This is a genomic window from Deinococcus rubellus (assembly GCF_025244745.1).
Lineage (GTDB): Bacteria > Deinococcota > Deinococci > Deinococcales > Deinococcaceae > Deinococcus > Deinococcus rubellus.
On sequence record NZ_CP104213.1, the window covers coordinates 1,493,446 to 1,510,504 of the forward strand.

General features: G+C 68.2%; 17 protein-coding genes. 6 read left to right on the forward strand and 11 right to left on the reverse strand.

Annotated elements, in window-relative coordinates; all coding sequences use genetic code 11:
- Positions 1 to 7 precede the first annotated feature (7 nt).
- Positions 8 to 430 (forward strand): c-type cytochrome, encoded by a 423-nt coding sequence (locus N0D28_RS07770; protein WP_260561791.1) that lies wholly within the window; start codon positions 8 to 10, stop codon positions 428 to 430.
- Between the two features lie 116 nt (positions 431 to 546).
- Positions 547 to 2,091, forward strand: a complete 1,545-nt coding sequence (locus N0D28_RS07775) for a gamma-glutamyltransferase family protein (protein WP_260561860.1) — start codon at positions 547 to 549, stop codon at positions 2,089 to 2,091.
- 64 nt (positions 2,092 to 2,155) lie between these two features.
- Here the strand turns inward: N0D28_RS07775 and N0D28_RS07780 are convergent, their stop codons facing one another.
- From N0D28_RS07780 to N0D28_RS07795, 4 genes are all read right to left on the reverse strand, one after another.
- A complete protein-coding gene (locus tag N0D28_RS07780; protein WP_260561792.1) occupies positions 2,156 to 2,692 on the reverse strand; it encodes a 2'-5' RNA ligase family protein in 537 nt (178 codons plus the stop codon).
- A 9-nt stretch (positions 2,693 to 2,701) separates the two neighbouring features.
- Positions 2,702 to 3,388 (reverse strand): helix-turn-helix transcriptional regulator, encoded by a 687-nt coding sequence (locus tag N0D28_RS07785; RefSeq protein WP_260561793.1) that lies wholly within the window; start codon positions 3,386 to 3,388, stop codon positions 2,702 to 2,704.
- 5 nt (positions 3,389 to 3,393) lie between these two features.
- Positions 3,394 to 4,458 (reverse strand): Mrp/NBP35 family ATP-binding protein, encoded by a 1,065-nt coding sequence (locus N0D28_RS07790; RefSeq protein WP_260561794.1) that lies wholly within the window; start codon positions 4,456 to 4,458, stop codon positions 3,394 to 3,396.
- 116 nt (positions 4,459 to 4,574) lie between these two features.
- Positions 4,575 to 5,150, reverse strand: a complete 576-nt coding sequence (locus N0D28_RS07795) for a hypothetical protein (RefSeq protein WP_260561795.1) — start codon at positions 5,148 to 5,150, stop codon at positions 4,575 to 4,577.
- A 155-nt stretch (positions 5,151 to 5,305) separates the two neighbouring features.
- On the opposite strand from N0D28_RS07795, the gene N0D28_RS07800 reads away from it, so the two are divergent.
- Complete coding sequence (locus N0D28_RS07800) at positions 5,306 to 6,250, forward strand: hypothetical protein (protein WP_260561796.1); 945 nt, start codon at positions 5,306 to 5,308, stop codon at positions 6,248 to 6,250.
- Between the two features lie 7 nt (positions 6,251 to 6,257).
- Here N0D28_RS07800 and N0D28_RS07805 read toward each other — a convergent pair whose 3' ends face one another.
- From N0D28_RS07805 to N0D28_RS07820, 4 genes are all read right to left on the reverse strand, one after another.
- Entirely contained in the window at positions 6,258 to 7,637 is a 1,380-nt protein-coding gene (locus N0D28_RS07805) for a LysM peptidoglycan-binding domain-containing protein (protein ID WP_260561797.1), read from the reverse strand.
- 74 nt (positions 7,638 to 7,711) lie between these two features.
- Complete coding sequence (locus N0D28_RS07810; protein WP_260561798.1) at positions 7,712 to 8,572, reverse strand: alpha/beta hydrolase; 861 nt, start codon at positions 8,570 to 8,572, stop codon at positions 7,712 to 7,714.
- A gap of 70 nt (positions 8,573 to 8,642) precedes the next feature.
- On the reverse strand, positions 8,643 to 9,368 hold the full coding sequence (locus N0D28_RS07815) for a c-type cytochrome (RefSeq protein ID WP_260561799.1): 726 nt from the start codon (positions 9,366 to 9,368) through the stop codon (positions 8,643 to 8,645).
- A gap of 32 nt (positions 9,369 to 9,400) precedes the next feature.
- On the reverse strand, positions 9,401 to 10,021 hold the full coding sequence (locus N0D28_RS07820) for a TetR/AcrR family transcriptional regulator (RefSeq protein ID WP_260561800.1): 621 nt from the start codon (positions 10,019 to 10,021) through the stop codon (positions 9,401 to 9,403).
- 92 nt (positions 10,022 to 10,113) lie between these two features.
- Here N0D28_RS07820 and N0D28_RS07825 point away from each other — a divergent pair, with 92 nt between their 5' ends.
- A complete protein-coding gene (locus N0D28_RS07825; RefSeq protein ID WP_260561801.1) occupies positions 10,114 to 10,998 on the forward strand; it encodes a UbiA family prenyltransferase in 885 nt (294 codons plus the stop codon).
- Positions 10,995 to 12,368 carry a phytoene desaturase family protein gene (locus N0D28_RS07830; protein ID WP_260561802.1) on the forward strand — a complete coding sequence of 458 codons (1,374 nt, stop codon included), beginning with the start codon at positions 10,995 to 10,997 and terminating at the stop codon, positions 12,366 to 12,368. Before N0D28_RS07825 ends, N0D28_RS07830 begins: the two co-directional genes overlap by 4 nt.
- Positions 12,369 to 12,694: 326 nt before the next feature.
- Here N0D28_RS07830 and N0D28_RS07835 read toward each other — a convergent pair whose 3' ends face one another.
- Positions 12,695 to 14,464, reverse strand: coding sequence for a DEAD/DEAH box helicase (locus N0D28_RS07835; RefSeq protein ID WP_260561803.1), 1,770 nt, complete (start codon positions 14,462 to 14,464; stop codon positions 12,695 to 12,697).
- Positions 14,465 to 14,815: 351 nt separating this feature from the next.
- Positions 14,816 to 15,994 (reverse strand): class I SAM-dependent rRNA methyltransferase, encoded by a 1,179-nt coding sequence (locus N0D28_RS07840; protein ID WP_260561804.1) that lies wholly within the window; start codon positions 15,992 to 15,994, stop codon positions 14,816 to 14,818.
- Between the two features lie 107 nt (positions 15,995 to 16,101).
- Here N0D28_RS07840 and N0D28_RS07845 point away from each other — a divergent pair, with 107 nt between their 5' ends.
- A complete protein-coding gene (locus N0D28_RS07845) occupies positions 16,102 to 16,527 on the forward strand; it encodes a hypothetical protein (RefSeq protein ID WP_260561805.1) in 426 nt (141 codons plus the stop codon).
- On the opposite strand, the gene N0D28_RS07850 is transcribed toward N0D28_RS07845, so the two are convergent.
- Positions 16,524 to 17,003 (reverse strand): peroxiredoxin, encoded by a 480-nt coding sequence (locus N0D28_RS07850; RefSeq protein ID WP_260561806.1) that lies wholly within the window; start codon positions 17,001 to 17,003, stop codon positions 16,524 to 16,526. The genes N0D28_RS07845 and N0D28_RS07850 overlap by 4 nt on opposite strands.
- Between the last annotated feature and the right edge of the window lie 56 nt (positions 17,004 to 17,059).

The window sequence follows — 17,059 nt, forward strand, 5'->3', positions numbered from 1 at the left end:
GCCGCCCATGGATGATGAACGGGTCAAGACCAGCAGTCTGGTGTGGTCACTGGTGGGCTTCGTTGCCACCATTGGCCTCAGCCTGGGGGCCTACACCGTGGGCCAGCGGATGTCTGGGGTGAGTGGCGAGGCGCTGGCGGGCGGCGCTGCCGAGGGGCAGGCCACGCAGGTCAGCGTCAACGGCGGCGAGCTGTTCGCGCTGAGCTGCGCGGGCTGTCACGGCGCAAAGGCCGAGGGCGGGGTCGGGCCGAATCTGGCTGTGACCAAGAGCTGGGCGCTGCCGGTGTTCAGTGAGGCGGTCCTGCACGGTCAGGCCGAGGGCCGCACCCTGTCGTCCATCATGCCGCATTTTGCCGATACTGGCCTGAGCGGCGAACCTGCCACCCCTGCCCAGATTGAGGCGATTCACAACTTCATTAAGAGTTTGTAGGAGCCGGTTTCGATGCCGCACTCTACTTGTTGACGGTGCGGGAGTGGCACACTGGAGCCGTGAACCCTGAAAATCCTTACAAGTCCACCCGCCAGCCGGTGCTGGCACGCGGCGGCATGGTGGCGACCTCGCAGCCGCTGGCCGCCCAGGCCGGTCTCTTCATTCTGCGCGAGGGCGGGTCAGCCGCCGACGCCGCCATTGCCACTGCCGCCGCTCTGACGGTGCTGGAACCCACCAGCAACGGCATTGGCAGCGACGCCTTCGCCCTGAGCTGGCAGGCGGACGGGAACGGCGGCGAGCTGAGCGGCCTCAATGCCAGCGGCGCGGCTCCAGCCCGGCTGACGCCCGAGTCACTCGGCGGCGGCCCGATCCCCCGCCACGGCTGGACGCCGGTGACCGTGCCCGGTGCGGTGCGCGGCTGGGCCGATCTGCACGCCCGCCAGGGCAAACTGCCGTTCGCCACACTGCTCGCGCCCGCCATTCATTACGCCCGGCAGGGCTACCCGCTCAGCCCCGAGGTGGCCCGCCACTGGGCGCGGGCGGCCCGTAGCTACGCGGCACTCAGCGGCCCTGAGTTCGCCGAGTGGTTCAAGGTCTTCATGCCCGTCGGATTCACGCCGACGCCCGGTGCGGTCTGGGCCTCCGAGGACCATGCCCGCACCCTGGAGCGCATTGCAGACAGTCAGGGGGCCGACTTCTACGACGGCGAGACGGCCCGCGCCATTCACGCGGCGAGCCAGCAGGCGGGCGGCTTCCTGAGCGCGGACGATCTGGCCGCTCACGCCTCCGAGTGGGTCGCGCCGATCAGTGCCCAGTACAAAGGGCACGATGTCTGGGAGATTCCGCCGAACGGGCAGGGGCTGACGGCCCTGATCGCGCTAAACATTCTGAACGGGCTGGATTTGCCGCCTGGCCGCGACGATCCCCGCTCGCTGCACCTGCAAATCGAGGCGATCAAGCTGGCCTTCGTCGACGCGCACCGCCACATTGCCGATCCCAGGCACGCCGAGGTGCCGGTGGACCGGCTGCTGTCGAGCGCCCACGCCGAGGAGCTGCGCGCCCTGATTTCGGATGCGGCCCGCGACCCGCAGACGCCCGGCCCTGGCAGCGGCGGCACAGTGTATCTGGCAACAGCGGACGGCCAGGGCAACATGGTCAGCTTCATCCAGAGCAACTACATGGGCTTCGGCAGCGGCGTGGTGGTGCCGGGAACCGGCGTGGCGCTGCACAACCGGGGCCACAACTTCACGCTGGAGGCGGGCCACCCCAACCGCCTGGCAGCGGGCAAGCGCCCCTACCACACCATCATCCCCGGCTTCCTGACGCATCAGGGACGGGCGGTGGGGCCGTTCGGCGTCATGGGCGGGTTCATGCAGCCGCAGGGCCACGTGCAGGTCATCCTCAACACCCTCCTCGGTCACCTCAACCCGCAGGCGGCCATCGACGCGCCGCGCTGGCAGTGGCTCACCGGCCAGGAAATCGAGGTGGAATACGACTTCGGCGAGAGGGCCGTGCGCGAACTCTCCCGGATGGGTCACACCGTGCGTGTGCAGACCGAGGGGGCCAGTTTCGGGCGCGCCCAGATCATCTGGCGGACGCCGGAAGGGGTGCTGATCGGCGGCAGCGAGAGCCGGGCCGACGGTCAGGTGGCAGCGTTCTGAACGGGTGGCGGTGAAGTAACGGCGTTCGTCTCGCGGGGATTCGTGGCATGGGGCAGGAGCTGCCTTACTGCTCCTGCTCGCGCATTCCGGTCAGGCTATCGCCCAGCGGAAAGGTGTGAACCTCGCGCAATTCGCCGCCGCCTTCACGGGTCAGTGAGGCAGCCTGCACTTCAAAGCTGCTCTGCGGCGGGCGCAGTGGCTCCAGCTCGCGCCAGACGCTTTCCTCGGCCCAGTCGCAGATGCCGATGGCCAGCGAGAGGTGCGGGATGAACTGCTCGCCGTCGTACTTCCCGGCGGGTGCGCCCGGCACCTGAATCAGCTGCTGGTGCAGATCGCGGAGCGGCACGCTGAGGGCGTACTCCAGAAAGACGACGTGCGGGAAGTGCCGCCAGCGCAGAAACTCAACTTGAAACGGCGACATGCCTGCCAGGCTGCGCCGCACGTCACAGATCAGGGTCTGGGGCTGGCCCTCATACTCGAACGGCACCCGCAGGTTCAGGTGTGGGTCGCCGTAGCTGCTGACGCCCAGGCGGCGCTGCACCCCTGTCAGCCAGTCACTGAGTTCGGCGGTGGGCCAGGCCACCATGCTGTAGAGCGGCATACGCCCGGCTCAACCGACCTTGTAGCGGCATTCCGCCGCGCCGCATGAGAGTCTGGATTCGCGGCTCACCGGCACCCCCAGTAACTCACGGTAGAGCGTCAGTTCGCCCTGGCAGAGCTGGGGAAAGTGCTTGGCGACGGCGGGGGCCGGGCAATTGCGCTGCGCCAGATACCACTGACTGCCCTCCTGATAGGCGCGGGCGGCGTAGCCGTGCTCACACAGGGCCCTGGCCAGGGCGTGCAATTTGTGGCCCAGATCGGTGTGCTGGCCCAGCAGCGGCGTGAGTTGGGTGCACAATTCCAGTCGCCGGGCGTCCATCACCTGCATCACCGCGCCCTCACCGAAGAGCTGCTCCACGTGGCTGAGCACGTCCAGGCATAGAGCGGCGTAGGCTTTGGGAAAGGTGGCCTCACCCGCCTCGGTCAGCACATACACATGCTGCGGACGGCCCCGGCCACCGGGCTTCTCGGTGCGGACTTCGAGCTGCCCGGCGTCTTGAAGGTCTTGCAGGTGCCGCCGGATGGCCGGAACCGTGACGCCCAGCTTGTCGGCCAGCGTCTGGGCAGTGGCGCAGTCGCAGGCCTTGATGACTTCCAGCAATTTGCTCTTGGTGCGCTCCGGCAAGGCGGGCGGCGCGGCGACACTTCTGGTACCTGTGTCACCTGGGGCCGCTGGGTCGGTTGGGGCGAGGGTCATAGCCCTTACACCAGTTGTGCCATCGGCAACTCGGCCAGGGTCTGCACACTGACCCGTCCGGCGAGATTCTCGGCAATCTGTCTGAGTGCCTTTGAAGCCGCCGCGTCGGGGTGCGAGATCACGGCGGGCGTGCCCTCGTCGGCGTCGCGGCGCACGTCGGTATCGAGCGGCACCTCGCCCAGCAGCGGATAATTGCCGAGCTTGGCAGCCCCCCCACGTCCGAACAGGTCGTAGACAATGCCGGTGTCGGGAGCCACGAAGTAACTCATGTTCTCGATAATGCCCAGCACCGGCACGCTGGCCTTGCGGAACATGTCGATGGCCCGCGCCGCGTCGATCAGGGCCACGTCCTGCGGGGTGGTCACGATGACGGCCCCAGTGACCTGCACGCTCTGGGTCAAGGAAAGCTGCACGTCGCCGGTGCCGGGCGGCAGATCCACGATCAGGTAATCGAGATTGCCCCAGGCGGCGTCTTTTAGAAACTGCTGAATGGCCGAGTGCAGCATCGGGCCGCGCCACACCAGCGCCTGTCCAGCGGGGGAGAGGTTGGCCATGCTGATAAAGCGGATGCCGTGCGCTTCAAGCGGCACCATCTTGCGCTCGGCGTTGCCGACGAGTTTGGCGCTGCCCTGCCCCAGCATGTGCGCCACCGAGGGGCCGTACACGTCGGCGTCCATCAACCCCACCGCCGCGCCGCTCTGGGCCAGCGCGCAGGCGATGTTGACCGCCACCGACGACTTGCCCACGCCGCCCTTGCCGCTGCCGATCAGCAGCACGTTCTTGACACCGGGCAGCGGCGGGGTCGCGGGCATCCGGACCTGAGCGCCGAACTCGACGCTGACTGTCTCAACACCCGGCACGCCCAGCACGGCGGCCCGCACGTCCCGCTCGATGGTGGCCTTGAGCGGGCAGGCCGGGGTGGTGAGGTTGACCTTGACGGTAATGGCGCTGCCCGCCGCGTGCTCAAGCTGAGCCACGTCAATTCGTTCGATCATGCCCAGTGACACCAGATCGCGGTGCAGCTCAGGATCGTTGACCGAGCGCAGGGACTCCAGAACAGCTTCTCGCATATCCTGCACTTGTATCTCATCTGACAGGCGGCGGCAAGGCTGAGCATCACAAAAGAATCGGTTGGGCAGGCTGCCAGAACTGGGATGGAGTGCGTGCTACGCGCCTCAGCAGCTCCTTAAGGCCGCACCCGCAGGTTGACCGGCTGTCCGGTATAAGCACTCATGCTGGCGTTGCGGCCCAGGTCCACGATGAAGGTGTTCCAGCCGCTGCTGAGCGTTGCCGCAAAGCCGTGCCCGGCGCTCACCGTCACCTTGCCGCTAACCCAGAATATAACCAGCGGTTGACGCTGCACGTCGGGAAAGGCGTCCATCAGCGCTTCGTTGTCGTCGCGCTTGCCGTTGCGGTTGGCGTCGTCGTAGACGAACAGATTGACCGCGCTGCTGAGCACTGGGGCGCTGAGGCTCACGTCGCCGACCACACCGGGCCAGCCGATACTTTCCGGGCGCAGCGGGAACTGGGCGCGGCTGGGCGGCGCGTCCGTCGGTAGGCTCAGCGTGAAGGTGCCGCCGATGATGGGCGCGCTGACCAGTTCGTTGATCGGCGCGCCTGACGGCCCAGCGCTCCACAGGCCCACCCGCGCGCTGGGCGGCAGACTGGCCCCGCTGCCGATGACACTGCCCTGCAAGCTCAGGGCCTGGGCCGAGGAGAGCATCAGAAGTGTCAAAAGAGCAGAGCAGACTGACTTTTGCATGGTTCGATTCTACTGCGGCGCGCTGACGCGAAGGTGACGCCGAATGTGCCGGGCGAGCATGAAGGCTCCCTCTGCGCCGCTGACTGACCTGAGCGGGCTGGGTAGTCCGGGGGCTGCGCGGTTTGGGCTGAGCTGGGCAGTACAGTAGGCCCGACATGGAGCCGCTTGAACAGATGGAGCCGCTTGAACAGATCGTGCAGCGCCTCAGCGCCGAGCGCAAGGTGCGGGCGTTGGCCAAGGTGGGCAGCCTGGGCACGCCGAGCGCTTGGGCGGGCAGCACCCCCACACTGCTGAGTTTCGAGCGCGGCCTGAGCGCCCCGGAAACCGGGTTCCCGCTGCGGGCAACGGAGGCGGGCGTGGTGCGGCTGCGCTTTCCCTATGACTCGCTGGAAGCCTGGCAGGACTGGGAGGCGCTCCAGGCCACTGGGCCGCTGGGTCTGCTGGCCCACTGCCGCCCCGTCTACGATCCCGGCGGCACCCTCGGTAGGCTTCAGCGGACCCTGTATGCCCTGACGCCGCTGCAACTGGCCGACTTCCGCGCCGGACTTATCCGTCAGGCCGAGATCCGCCTGACTGCCGCCCAGCAACTGCTCAGCGCGGGCTCCGGCACGGCGGCGCAACTGCTGGTGCTGGCCGACGTGCGCCGCCTGGCCGTGGAGTGCCTGTATCCAGCGCTGCTGAGCTGGCGGCATCTTTGGGCGGCGGGCTGGCCGGACGGCGGGGTACGGCTGCCGCACCTCTGGCGCGCGCAGGTCGGGCTGGCGTTTCCCAGGGCGGTGGACCACCTCGATCAGCTCTACGGCTTCGGCGGTGAGCGCGAGGCGCGCCGGGTGCTGCTGGCGACGCGCGGGCTGAATCTGGTGCAGGCCGAGAAGCGCGCCCGATTGGCCGTTCAGGTCGGCTACTTCGACGGTGCGGTGCGTTTCGTGCGCGACGCGGCCGCGCAGGTGTGGCGCGGCGATCTGGAGCGCTGGCCTTACCTGAGCGGTGCCCGCCAGGACAAACTGGTCACCCTGCTCGGTGCGGAAATCAGCCCGCTGGGGCCGGTGGCCGCCGAGCTGTGCCGCGAGCTGATCGAGGACGTGCGGGCGGGGCGCTGAGACTCCCTCAGCTCCGCGAATACCGCCGACCCGCATACTCCGGAAAGACCCCGATACCGTAGGCGACGCTGCGCAGACTTTCCAGCACCGGGGCGTTGTTCCAGCTCAGGCCCGCGCTGGAGCCGCCGTCGAGCAGCAGGGCGTCCTGCGCGCCGAGGCGGGCCATGACCTTGCCCATCTCACTGGGGGTGAGCCGGGCGTGGGTACTGACCAGCAGCAAATCGCGGTTGCTGCTCAGGCCGATGGCGCTGCGGGCGGCCCGGCCAAACAGTGCCGGGTCCTGAAAGACGGCGGAATAAACGCTGGTCAGCGCCCCACCGCGCACGATCTGCGGGCCGCTGGCGATCACGGTTTCCATGCCGCTCCACTGGCTGCCCACCCCTGAGCCACCTGCCCCGCTGCCGATGCGGGCGCGGTTGTCGGGCGTGATCGAGAGGGCCACTGGAATGCGCCCCCACGAGAGGCGTTTGCCCTGCACCACCAGATCGCCCGCCGGGACAAAGCTGCGCGGATGAAAGTAGCTGCCGTTGATGACGGCTGCCGCGCCGCTGAGCCGGGCCAGGGTGCTGACGCGGGCGCTGCTCCCGATCCCGCGCGTGGGCAGCACCGGCGACACCAGCACGTCTCGGTGTCTCAGATCGACCCGCACCACCTGCACCGGGACGCCCAGTACCCGCACCGCCGAGAGCGTCACGGCGCTGTGCTGGGGACGCGGCGGAATCGGCACCGGAATGCGCCGGGGCAGCAGCACCTTCATGCCGGGGTACACCCAGGCCGAGGAAAGCCGGTTGAGGCTCATGAACTGTGCGGGTGTGAGCCTGGCATTTTGTCTGGCCGTCTGCGCCAGCGTCACGAAGGTGTCGGTGATGCCGACCGTGGTGTAGGTGTAGACGGTGCGGGCTTCCATGTTGGGCGGCAACGCCGGAATGCGGGCGGCCAGGCGCTGCGCCGGGCTGCTGGGCGGCGGCACCGTCAGCACCTGGCCCACCCGGATCAGGTTGCCGCTGAGGCGGTTGGCTGCTTGCAGGGCCGCCACGCTGATGCCGCTGCGCCCCGCGATCCGCCCGAGGGTGTCGCCGGGGCGCACCGTGTAGCGGATGGCCGTCCGCGTTGCCGGGAGAGGACTGGAGGCCGTTTTACCGCGCTGTGGAGGCGGCTTGGGCGGCTGGGCCGCCAGCCGGGGCAGCGGGCCGCCGGTCCTGAGCACCTGTCCCGGCACGATCAGGTGGGTGCCGAGCTGGTTGAGGGCCTGCAAACGGGCGACGCTGACGCCGCTGCGCTGAGAGATGGCGTAGAGGGTATCGCCCTTTTTGACTGTCACGGCGGCCAGTCCAGGCGAACTGAGCAGCGTGAAAACGAGTGAAAGGCGCAGAACCAGATGAGACATGCGCGTTATCCCAGCACGTGTGCCTCATCCGAACCTGACGGCAGAGAAAGTTGTCTAGACGCCTGCCGTCAGGTTCACGGCTTCTGCTCCTGGGTCGCCAGAAAGTCCAGCACGGCCTTGCGGGTGCCGCCCAGAAAGGTGAGTTTGCGCGAGAGCGCGGCCACGATGGTGATGTGGTTGAGGCCTGGTAGCACGGTGTAGGTGTACGGCACACCAGCCGCTTGCAGGGCCGCTTTCATGCGCTCGCCGTTATCGGGGTCCACGGTGGTGTCGTTGGCTGCCACCAGCAGCAGGTGCGGCGGGGCGTCGGGCCGGATATGACGGCTGGGCATGATGTTGGCCGGGTCGCCGCCCGCCGGGAAAGCGTTCTTGCTGGGGAACTTGCGAAAATCGTAGTCATAGGGACCGGCGATGCCGACCAGGCCGTGGACGGTGTTGATGTTGACGCCCGCCTCATTCAGCCAGCGGGCGTTGTCCACGACCTCAGCAGCGTTGAAGGCCCCCGCCGAGTGTCCGACCACGTAAAGGCGCTGGCCGTTGCCACCGTACTTCGCGGCGTTGTCCTGAAGCCACTTGAGCGCCTGCGCCGCGTCCTGGATGTAATCGGGATAGGGGTGCGTGGGGGCCAGGCGGTAACTCATCACCGCCGTCACGTATCCGGCACGTGCCAGGCTGTCACCCACGAAGACGTACTCGTCCTTGCTGCCGCTGTCCCACGAGCCGCCGTGAATGAACAGCACCACGGGCTTGCCGCTGGCCTGCTGGGGCGCATAAATGTCCAGCACATTGCGCGCATCGGGGCCGTAGTGCAGGTTGCGGGTGACGTCGAGGCCGCTGAGGTTGGTGGTGTTGTTGAGGGTGGCAACGGGGTTGCAGGCGGTGAGGGCCACCCCGAGCGCGAGCAGCACAGGGAAGACGAACAGACGACGTTTCATGGTTGCAGGCTAGTGCAGGGTTGTGCGGCTCAACTGAAACGTTGGCTGCCAAACCCTGTCACCCCGAACCTTATTGCAGCGTCTTGATGAAGGCGTGGATGTTGACGATCTCGTCGTCGCTGAGCTGGGTGTCGGCAAAGCGCGGCATGGTGGCGTTGAGCATCTTGGTGGGGGTCTGACCCTGGCGCAGCGCCGCCGTGAACTGGGTGTCGTCCCAGGATTTGGGGCCGTCGGCGGTGGTCAGGTTGGCTCCGATGCCGCCCTTGCCGCCCGCGCCGTGACACACCGAGCAGTTGACTTCCGGCTTCTTGGCCCCGGCAAAGAGCAGCTTGCCCGCAGCGGCGTCGCCTGCACCGCTGGCGGCTGAGGTCGCCCCACCGGCTGGCGCGGCGCTGCTGCCCGGCGCGGGGGCGCTGCCCGAGGGGTTGTCGGCGCTGGTGGGCTTGGTGGGTGCGCCCGGCGCGGCGGTGGTGGACGACTGGCCCGAAGCTCCGTCCTTGGCGACCACGCCTGCGCCTTCGGTGGCGCTGGCCTTGCCCGCCGGTTGGGTGGGGGTACTGCCCTGGGCAGTGCTGGCTGTGGCCGGCATGCCGGTGGCGGGAGCCGCACTGCCTGCCATCGTGGCTCCGGTGCCCGCAGTGCCGCTGGTGCTGTCAGTTGCTGCGGTGCTGGCCGCGCCGCTCGTTGCGGCAGACGCGGCGGCCTCATGGTGTGTGGCGAGTCGGAAGGCCGTGAAACCGCCGCCCAGTGTGCCGACCAGCAAGAGTGCCGCAGACACGATAAAAGCGTTTCTCATACTGATCAGGCTAGCACAGGCTTTTGGGCGGTTTAGCCCTTCTGAATACCGTCTAAACGGGGCCACAAGAGCGCTCTCAAACCTGTCAGGCAGACCTGCCGGTAGCGGTCCAGGTCGGGGGCCGGGTCTGACAGGAAGCGCATGCTCAGGCCGTCGACCAGTGCGCGCAGCTGCCAGGCCCGCGCTTCCAGGCTGGCGGGCTGGCCCGGGTCGCCAGTGCCCAGCGCCGCGAGTTCGGCGTCCAGGCTCAGGTTGGCGGCCACGAAGCCGCGCTGCACGGTCATCAGCGCCTCGCTGCGGGCCGCTGCCGAGAGCAGATCGAGCGAGACGGTGTAAAAGCGCCGGGTGTTGAGCATGCCGTAAAACTGATTGTCCACATATGCCCGCAGCTTGGCTTCGGGACCGTCGGCCAGCCGCAGGGCGCGCCGGGTCGCCGCCGTCACGGTCCTCACGAATCGGCGCATCACGGCGGCCAGCAGCTCTTCCTTGCTGCCGAAGTGGTAGGCCAGCGTGCCTTTGCTGACCCCCGCCCGCGCCGCGATGTCGCCGAGCGTGACACTGGCAAAGCCGCACTCGAAGATCGCCTGGTAAGCCGCCTGCTCCAGCGCGGCGCGGCGCAATCTGTCCTGAACGGGATCAACGCGCCGGGCCATGCCGGGCAGTCTAGCGGGATTCGTCGCAAGGATTTTGTGGCGCAGCTATGCCCGGACAACCCGCCCATAGCTGCGCCTCTATACTTCTTCCCGTGAGCCGTTTGCAGCCGCGCCCCCGCCCTCTGACGCTCAGCGCCCTGCCGCTGCGCCAGGTGCTTCTGGTTTCGCGCCCCGCCCTGTGGATCAACACGCTGGGCGTGGCCGTCACCGGGTTGTGGCTCTCCGGGCAGCTCTGGAACATGTCGGCGGCCTGGCTGACCCTGCTGCTCTACCTGACCCTGCCCTTCAATCTGCTGATCTACGGCCTCAACGACTGCGCCGATCTGGACGAGGACGCCCGCAGCGCGCGCAAGGGCGGCTGGCAGGGCGCGCGGCTGGCGGCGGGTGAGGCTGCGCCGCTGCTGTGGCTGATCCTGGGGCTGAATCTGCCGTTCTTGCTGGTGCTGGGCTGGTGGCTGCCGCCCGCTGCCTCCGGGGTGCTGCTGCTCTCGGCAGGGCTGTTCGCGGGATATAGCCTGCGCCCGCTGCGCTTCAAGGCCCGCCCCTTCCTCGACGGCTTGTCTAACGTGGCCTACGCCCTGCCGCTCTTGATCCCGGCCCTGATGGTCGGCGCGGCGGTGCCCTGGCTGGCCTTCGCCGCCCTGTGCGCCTACGCGGTGGGCAAGCACGCTTTCGACGCCGTGCAGGACATCCCGGCTGACGTGGGGGCGGGCACCCGCACAGTGGCGACCCGCCTGGGTGCGTCCGGCACAGCGCTCTATGCGCTCGGCTGGTTCGCGCTGGCGGGCGCGCTGGTGTGGGCGCTCAGCCCGCTCAGCAGCGCGGCGGTGTGTCTGGTGTGCGGCGGCATGGCGCTGGCCCTGCGCCGCCGTCCCACGCCCCGGCAGGCGGCCCGCTTCTACCCGCTGAGCATCGTCTCGCCCTGGATCGTCGGCGCGGTGAGCGGGGTGCAACTGGTGTACCTGCTGGCAAAATGAGGCGCGAAACGGGTCGCTCTTTTTCCGCAAGCCACTCCATCGGTATTCTTGGCGGCGGGCTGGCGGGCCTGAGTCTGGCGGCGCTGCTGGCCGAGGCAGGCCACGCGGTCACGCTGTACGAGTCGGGTGAATTGGGCGGCAAGCTGGGGCGGCTGGAAGTGGGCGGCCTGACATTCAGCACCGGGCCGAGCCTGTTCACCTTTCCGGGCGTCTGGCGGCGCTATCTGGCTGTGCTGGGTGAGGCGGACGGCTTGGACCTACAACTCTTGCCAGGTGGACTGGGCCTGCACCACACGCCGTTCGGGACCGTGCCGCTGCCGCCGGGCCATCCGCTGTCCGGCGAGTGGGACCGCTACGTGGCCCTGGTGCGCCCGCTGCGCCTCCACATCGAAACTCTGCTGACCACGCCGCCGCGCCTGAGTGACCCCGCGTTTCTGAAGGCGAGCGCCGCGCTGGGCCGGGTGCTGGGTTCGCACCTGACAGCGGAGCGCTGGACCGACGCGCAACGTTTCTCGCCGCTCCTGGCACACGCCCTCAAGACCCACGCCCTCAACGCTGGACTCAGTCCACACGACGCCCCGGCGCTTTATGCCCTGCTCCCGGCATTGATCGCGGATGAAGTCTCGCGGCCTGCTGGAGGGATGGCGGCGCTGCTGGACGAGCTGATCCGCCTGTGTCAGGTGCGGGGCGTGCGGCTGCGGCCCCACACGCCGGTCACGGGTCTGGAGGGGTCGCGGGCCACCGTCCAGCTACGCGGCGAAACGGTGCCGCACGATTTGATCGTCAGCGCCCTCGATCCGGCGCGGCGGGCCGGGCTGAGTGGAAAAACTATCAAGCCGCAGGCCCGCACTGTCAGCGGGATGGCGATCTACGCCGCTTTCGCCGACGCGGTGCCGCTGCCCGCCACCAGTATCGTCGCGCCGACAAGCTTTGCCACCTTCCGGCAAGCCATGAGGGCCAATGCCCTGCCGCCGGACACCCTGGCCCTGGTTCATGCCGAGGGGCGCAGGCTGGCGCTCCTGCTCACCGTTCCGGCCACCGGGCAACGCCAGAGCCTGACGGATGTCTGGGTGCGTGGGCAGGTGGCGCGGGCCGAGGCGGTGCTGGGCGTGCCGGGGCTGCTGGACTCGGCGCTGGCCGTCCATGCGCTTGGCCCGGAGTATTACACCGCGCTCGGCACGCCCGGCGGCTCGATTTACGGCGCGGCCAACCCGTTCTGGCGGGCCGGGCCGTTTCATCCGCAGCCTTACCGGGTCTCAAAACGGTTGTGGCAGGTCGGCACGGCGGTGCATCCCGGCGGCGGCATCCCCGCGATTCTGGGCGGAGCGCTGATCGTCGCGCGCCTGATCCAACAAAAGGGTGACTGCTGACGCCTCACTGAGCCGCGCTGTCAAATCCGATCACGCGGGCGGCAGCCTGCTCAGCCTGGGTACGCTCTGCTGCTGCTGGGCTGCGGGCCGAGGGCCGATATGGTGGCCCGCCACAAACGGAAGCCGACCTCGCGCAGGTGGGCGACCTGATGGTGACGCCACTGGGCCACCCGCATTTCATTCTGCCTGACGGACTGCTCAGGCGCGGCCCTCACGGCAGTTGGTTGGACCGAGGCCGAGATGCGGGTGCCATTGTGGTGCTAGCGGTAAGACCAAAAAGGGCGGGCGTCCATCACAGACGCCCGCCCACCTATTGAGTTTGTACCTTAGCGCCGATCGCGCCGTTCGCTGCCGCCGCGCTCCGGGCCGCTGGGGACGAACTCGCGGCTGCCGAAGTCACTGCTATTCCCGGTGCTGGTGCTGCGGCCACGGTAACCGCCGCTGCCGCCGCTGTTGCCCCGGTCATTGCTGGAGGAGCGCCCGCTGCTCTGGCGACTTCCGCCACGGTAGCCGCCGCTGCTGCGGCTGTCGCTGAAGCGCTCACGCTGCGGGGCTTCGTGCAGGGTGGGCAGCTCGTCGGGCACGCTGACCTCCACCTGGCCGTCGAGTGGCGAGGCGGCCAGCAGTTTCTGCACCAGTTCGCTGGGAATGTCGGCCACCGCGCCCTCGTCTGAGAGGCGCACCCGGCCCAGTGCCCGGCTGTCGATGTCGGTGCTGCGGGAGATCAGCGCGACGGTGCGGGCCACGCTCATGCGCTGGCCGTGCAACATCACGGTGACCTGGCCTTCCTCACCGCTGAGCAGGCTGACAGTGCGTGCGGGCGTCACGGCTCCGGCGATGCGGGCCAGGGCGCGGGCCAGGCTCTCCAGACCCAGTTCGCTAAACAAGCGCTCGGCCTCGGCCTGGAACGGCTCGGCAAACTCGCTCTCGACTTTACGAACCTGGTCGGCAGAGGTGCGGGCCGAGGCGTCGCGCACGTCCTTGGGGGTGGGGTGGGCGCGTTCGATGAAGTGAACGCCGGTGGCGTGCTCCAGATTGCGCAGGTCGCGCTGCTCGCGGTCGCCGTACATCACGATGGCGGTGCCGGTGCGCCCGGCACGTCCGGTGCGGCCCGAGCGGTGAACATAGCTTTCGTGATCCTGCGGCAGGTGGTACTGCACCACCAGATCGACCTCGGGGATGTCCAGACCGCGCGCGGCCACGTCGGTGGCGACCAGCACCCGCACCCGTCCGGCGCGGAAGGCCCCGAGGGCGCGCTCGCGCTGGCTCTGGGCCAGATCGCCGTGCAGCGCTTCGGCCTCCAGGCCACGGTGAATGAGTTCGAGGGCCAGTTCATCGACCTCGCGCTTGGTGCGGGCGAAGATGATGGCGCGCTCGGGGTTATAGATGGTCAGCAGGTCGGCCAGCAAGCGGGTGCGGGTGCGCCCGACGCGGATCTTGAGGTGCTCGACGCTTACGGCGGCCTGGCTCTTGCCCTCGCCGACGAGGTCGATTGTGACCGGATCGTTCTGGTACTGCTTGGCAATGCGCAGGATGTCGCGGGTCAGTGTGGCGCTGAACAGCATGGTCTGGCGGGTTTCAGGCGTGGCCTTGAGGATTTCCTCGATGGCGTCGGCAAAGCCCACGCTCAGCATCTCGTCGGCCTCGTCGAGCACCACGAACTGCACGGCGTCGAGCACCAGGTTGCCACGCTCGATATGGTCGATGATGCGTCCCGGCGTGCCGACGACGATATCGACGCCGCGCGACAGGGTCTTTTCCTGCGGGCCGTAAGCTGCGCCGCCGTAGATGGTCAGCACTTCGAGTTCGCCGGACGCCCTGTGGAAGTGCTCGGCGACCTGCTTGGCGAGTTCGCGGGTGGGAGCCATGATCAGGGCGCGCGGGGTGCGGCCCCGCTCGCGGCTGGGGGCAATGCCCTGAATGATCGGCAGCGCGAAAGCCAGCGTCTTGCCGGTACCGGTGCGGGCGCGGCCAATCAGGTCGCGGCCCTGCAGGGTGTGCGGTAGGCTCTCGGACTGGATGGGAGTGGCTTCGGTGATGCCCTGCGCCGCAAGACGCCCGGCGAGTTCGGGGTTGATCAGTTCACTAAATTGCATGGAGTCCTTTTTCCGGGGTTCGCACACGCGCCGGTGAAAGCCTTTCAGACATGCAACTTGGGAGCTTTCTCGGGTCCTCAAATCTCCACTGCATGCGCCGACAGCTCATTTTGTCCGGTGAACGACCCTGCCGCTTGGGGGTTTTGCCTGAAACGCGGGGAAGTGCTCAACAAGCGCAGGCGGCATTTTCGGGTGGTGGTCAGCCGTTCTCTGGCTGGCACTAAGGGTAAACTATACACGATTTGCCCGGTGGATGTGTGACTCTGACCCGTCGCTGGGCGCAAATTTGATCAGCAGTGTTACCGCGTGGGTACGGCTGCCCGGTCAATTGGTCCGGTCGGGCGGTCTGGCTCAGTCCTTTTTGAGCAGCACGCTCTTGAGGTACAGGCTCTCCGGCACCGCCAGCATGTAGGGATGGTCGGCGGGCTGATACGTCACGGCCACGACCTGCGCCGCTGCCCCGGCCTCACCCGCTGCCACCCGCGCCGCGTCGAGCAGGTCGTCCACCTTGAGGTAATGGGCGCAGGTGGAGATCAGCAGGTGGCCGCCGGAGTTGAGCATCCTGAGCGCGCGGGCCGTGCCGTCGGTGAACACCCGCTTGGCGTTGGGTACGTCGTCGCGGCGCTTGGCCAGGGTGGGCGGGTCGAGGACCACCACGTCGAAGCGGCGTTTCTCGCGCTCCAGTTGCGCCATCACCTCCAGCGCGTCGCCCAGCCTCGCTCCGGCCTGCAAGCGGTTGGCACGGGCCACTGCCTCCAGAATGCCCAGCGCGGCGGCGTCCTTATCGACGGCGACAGTCTGTGCGCCGCGCCGGGCGGCGTGCAGGCTGAATCCCCCGGTATACGAATACACGTCCAGAAAATGCTGGCCCGGCTGCACCAGGGCGGCCAGCATCCGGCGGTTGTCGCGCTGGTCCAGAAAGAAGCCGGTCTTCTGGGCATCCTGCCAGTCGAAGAACAGTTCCAGATCGTCCTCGAAGAAGCGCACGCGGCTGGGCACCTCGCCCCACAATTCGCCGGTCTTGAGGTCCAGCCCCTCCTTGCGGCGCTCGCCGGTATCGCTGCGTTCGTAGGCGGCCCTGGCCCCAGTTTCCTTTTTCAGGGCGCTGAGAATCAGGTCGCGGTGGCGCTCGGCCCCGGCGTTGCGAAGCTGCACCGCCAGCACCCCTCCCGCTGGAGAACTGCCGAACTGGTCGGCCACCACGCCCGGCAACCCGTCGGCCTCGGCGTAGACGGCCCGCAGGGCGTCGGTGTTGTGTATCTGCCCCTCGCGCCGTCCCAGCGCCTCGCGAACGCGGCGGCGGTAAAATGCTTCGTTGATGTCCTCGCGCTCCAGCGTCAGCATTCGCAGCGGGGTCGCGCCCTGGGCATTGAAGTAGCCGCGTCCCACGAAGCTGCCGTCCTCGCCGCGTACGTCCACCACCTCGCCCGGCGCTATGCCGCTGTCGGCGCTGAGGAGGTCGCCCGTGTGGCCGAAGGGGTAGCGGCCCCGCAGACGTCTGAGGGCCTGGGTCTTGATCGTCACATTCATAGCGGTGAGTATTTCACGGCGTCGCAGCCTGGCCCGGCCCACTGCGGGCTGTCTTATCCAGAATGCGAGATTTTCTGCGTGCAGCGCGAATGTTGTCGGGTCTCTGCGTGGCCTGGGCTGTTAAGCTGCCGCCATGTCCAGACCGGACCCTGAGCGCTGCCCTGCTGGCCGGATGCGGCGTGGTGCCGCTGCCTGCCGTCGGCATTCCCGATCAGGTTCTTAAATTACCGTCCAGCGTGGGCTTTGGGCAGTGCGTCGCCTACGACGGCTCTGATGCCTTCGCAGGCACGTCGCTGCCCAGCCTGCCCGGCAGCGGCATGCGGGTCTGCGCGGCCAGCGGCGAGAGCGCCCAGAAGATCGGCACCCTCACCCTCAAAGGCGGCGAAGTGACGGGCTTTCAGCTCTCCGGGGTGGCACTCGACCGGGCGGCCAAGGCCGGACGCGGCTATTTCGGCGTGCAGGCGCTCTCAGGCGTGAGCCTGCTGGGGGATCACCTCAAGCTCAGCGGCATGAAGGTCAGTGCCAAATTCTAGCCCTGCGTGCTGGCGCTGACCTGCTGACGGGTCGACAGCTCGCGCAATATTTCGGCGGCGTGTTGGCCGGGCTTCACCGAGGGCCAGACCTGGGCCACCAGCCCCGCCGGATCAATCAGGTAGGTGCACCGATGACTCAGGCCCAGCCAGCCGCCGAGGCCGCCCAGTACCCCGTAAGCCCGGCAGACGCGCCGGTCCGAGTCGGGGAGCAGCGGAAAACTCAGGTGGCAGGTGTCGCGAAACAGGGCCTGCCGGGCCTCGGTGTCGCTGCTGACGCCGATCACCTGGGCCGAGCGCTGCTGGAACTCGCCGATCGACTGCTCGAATTCCCTGGCTTCCAGGCTGCACGCCGGGGTCAGTGCCCTGGGAAAGAAGTACAGCACCACCCACTGCCCGCGCAGCGTCAGCAGCGAGAGGGGTTGGCCCTCGTCACTCTTGGCCTCGAACAGGGGCGCGGTTTGGCCGGGACGTAACATGCCCGACAGTATGCGGGGCGCGTGGACGCGGGGCAAGGGGCGTTTCGGGTGGGGGG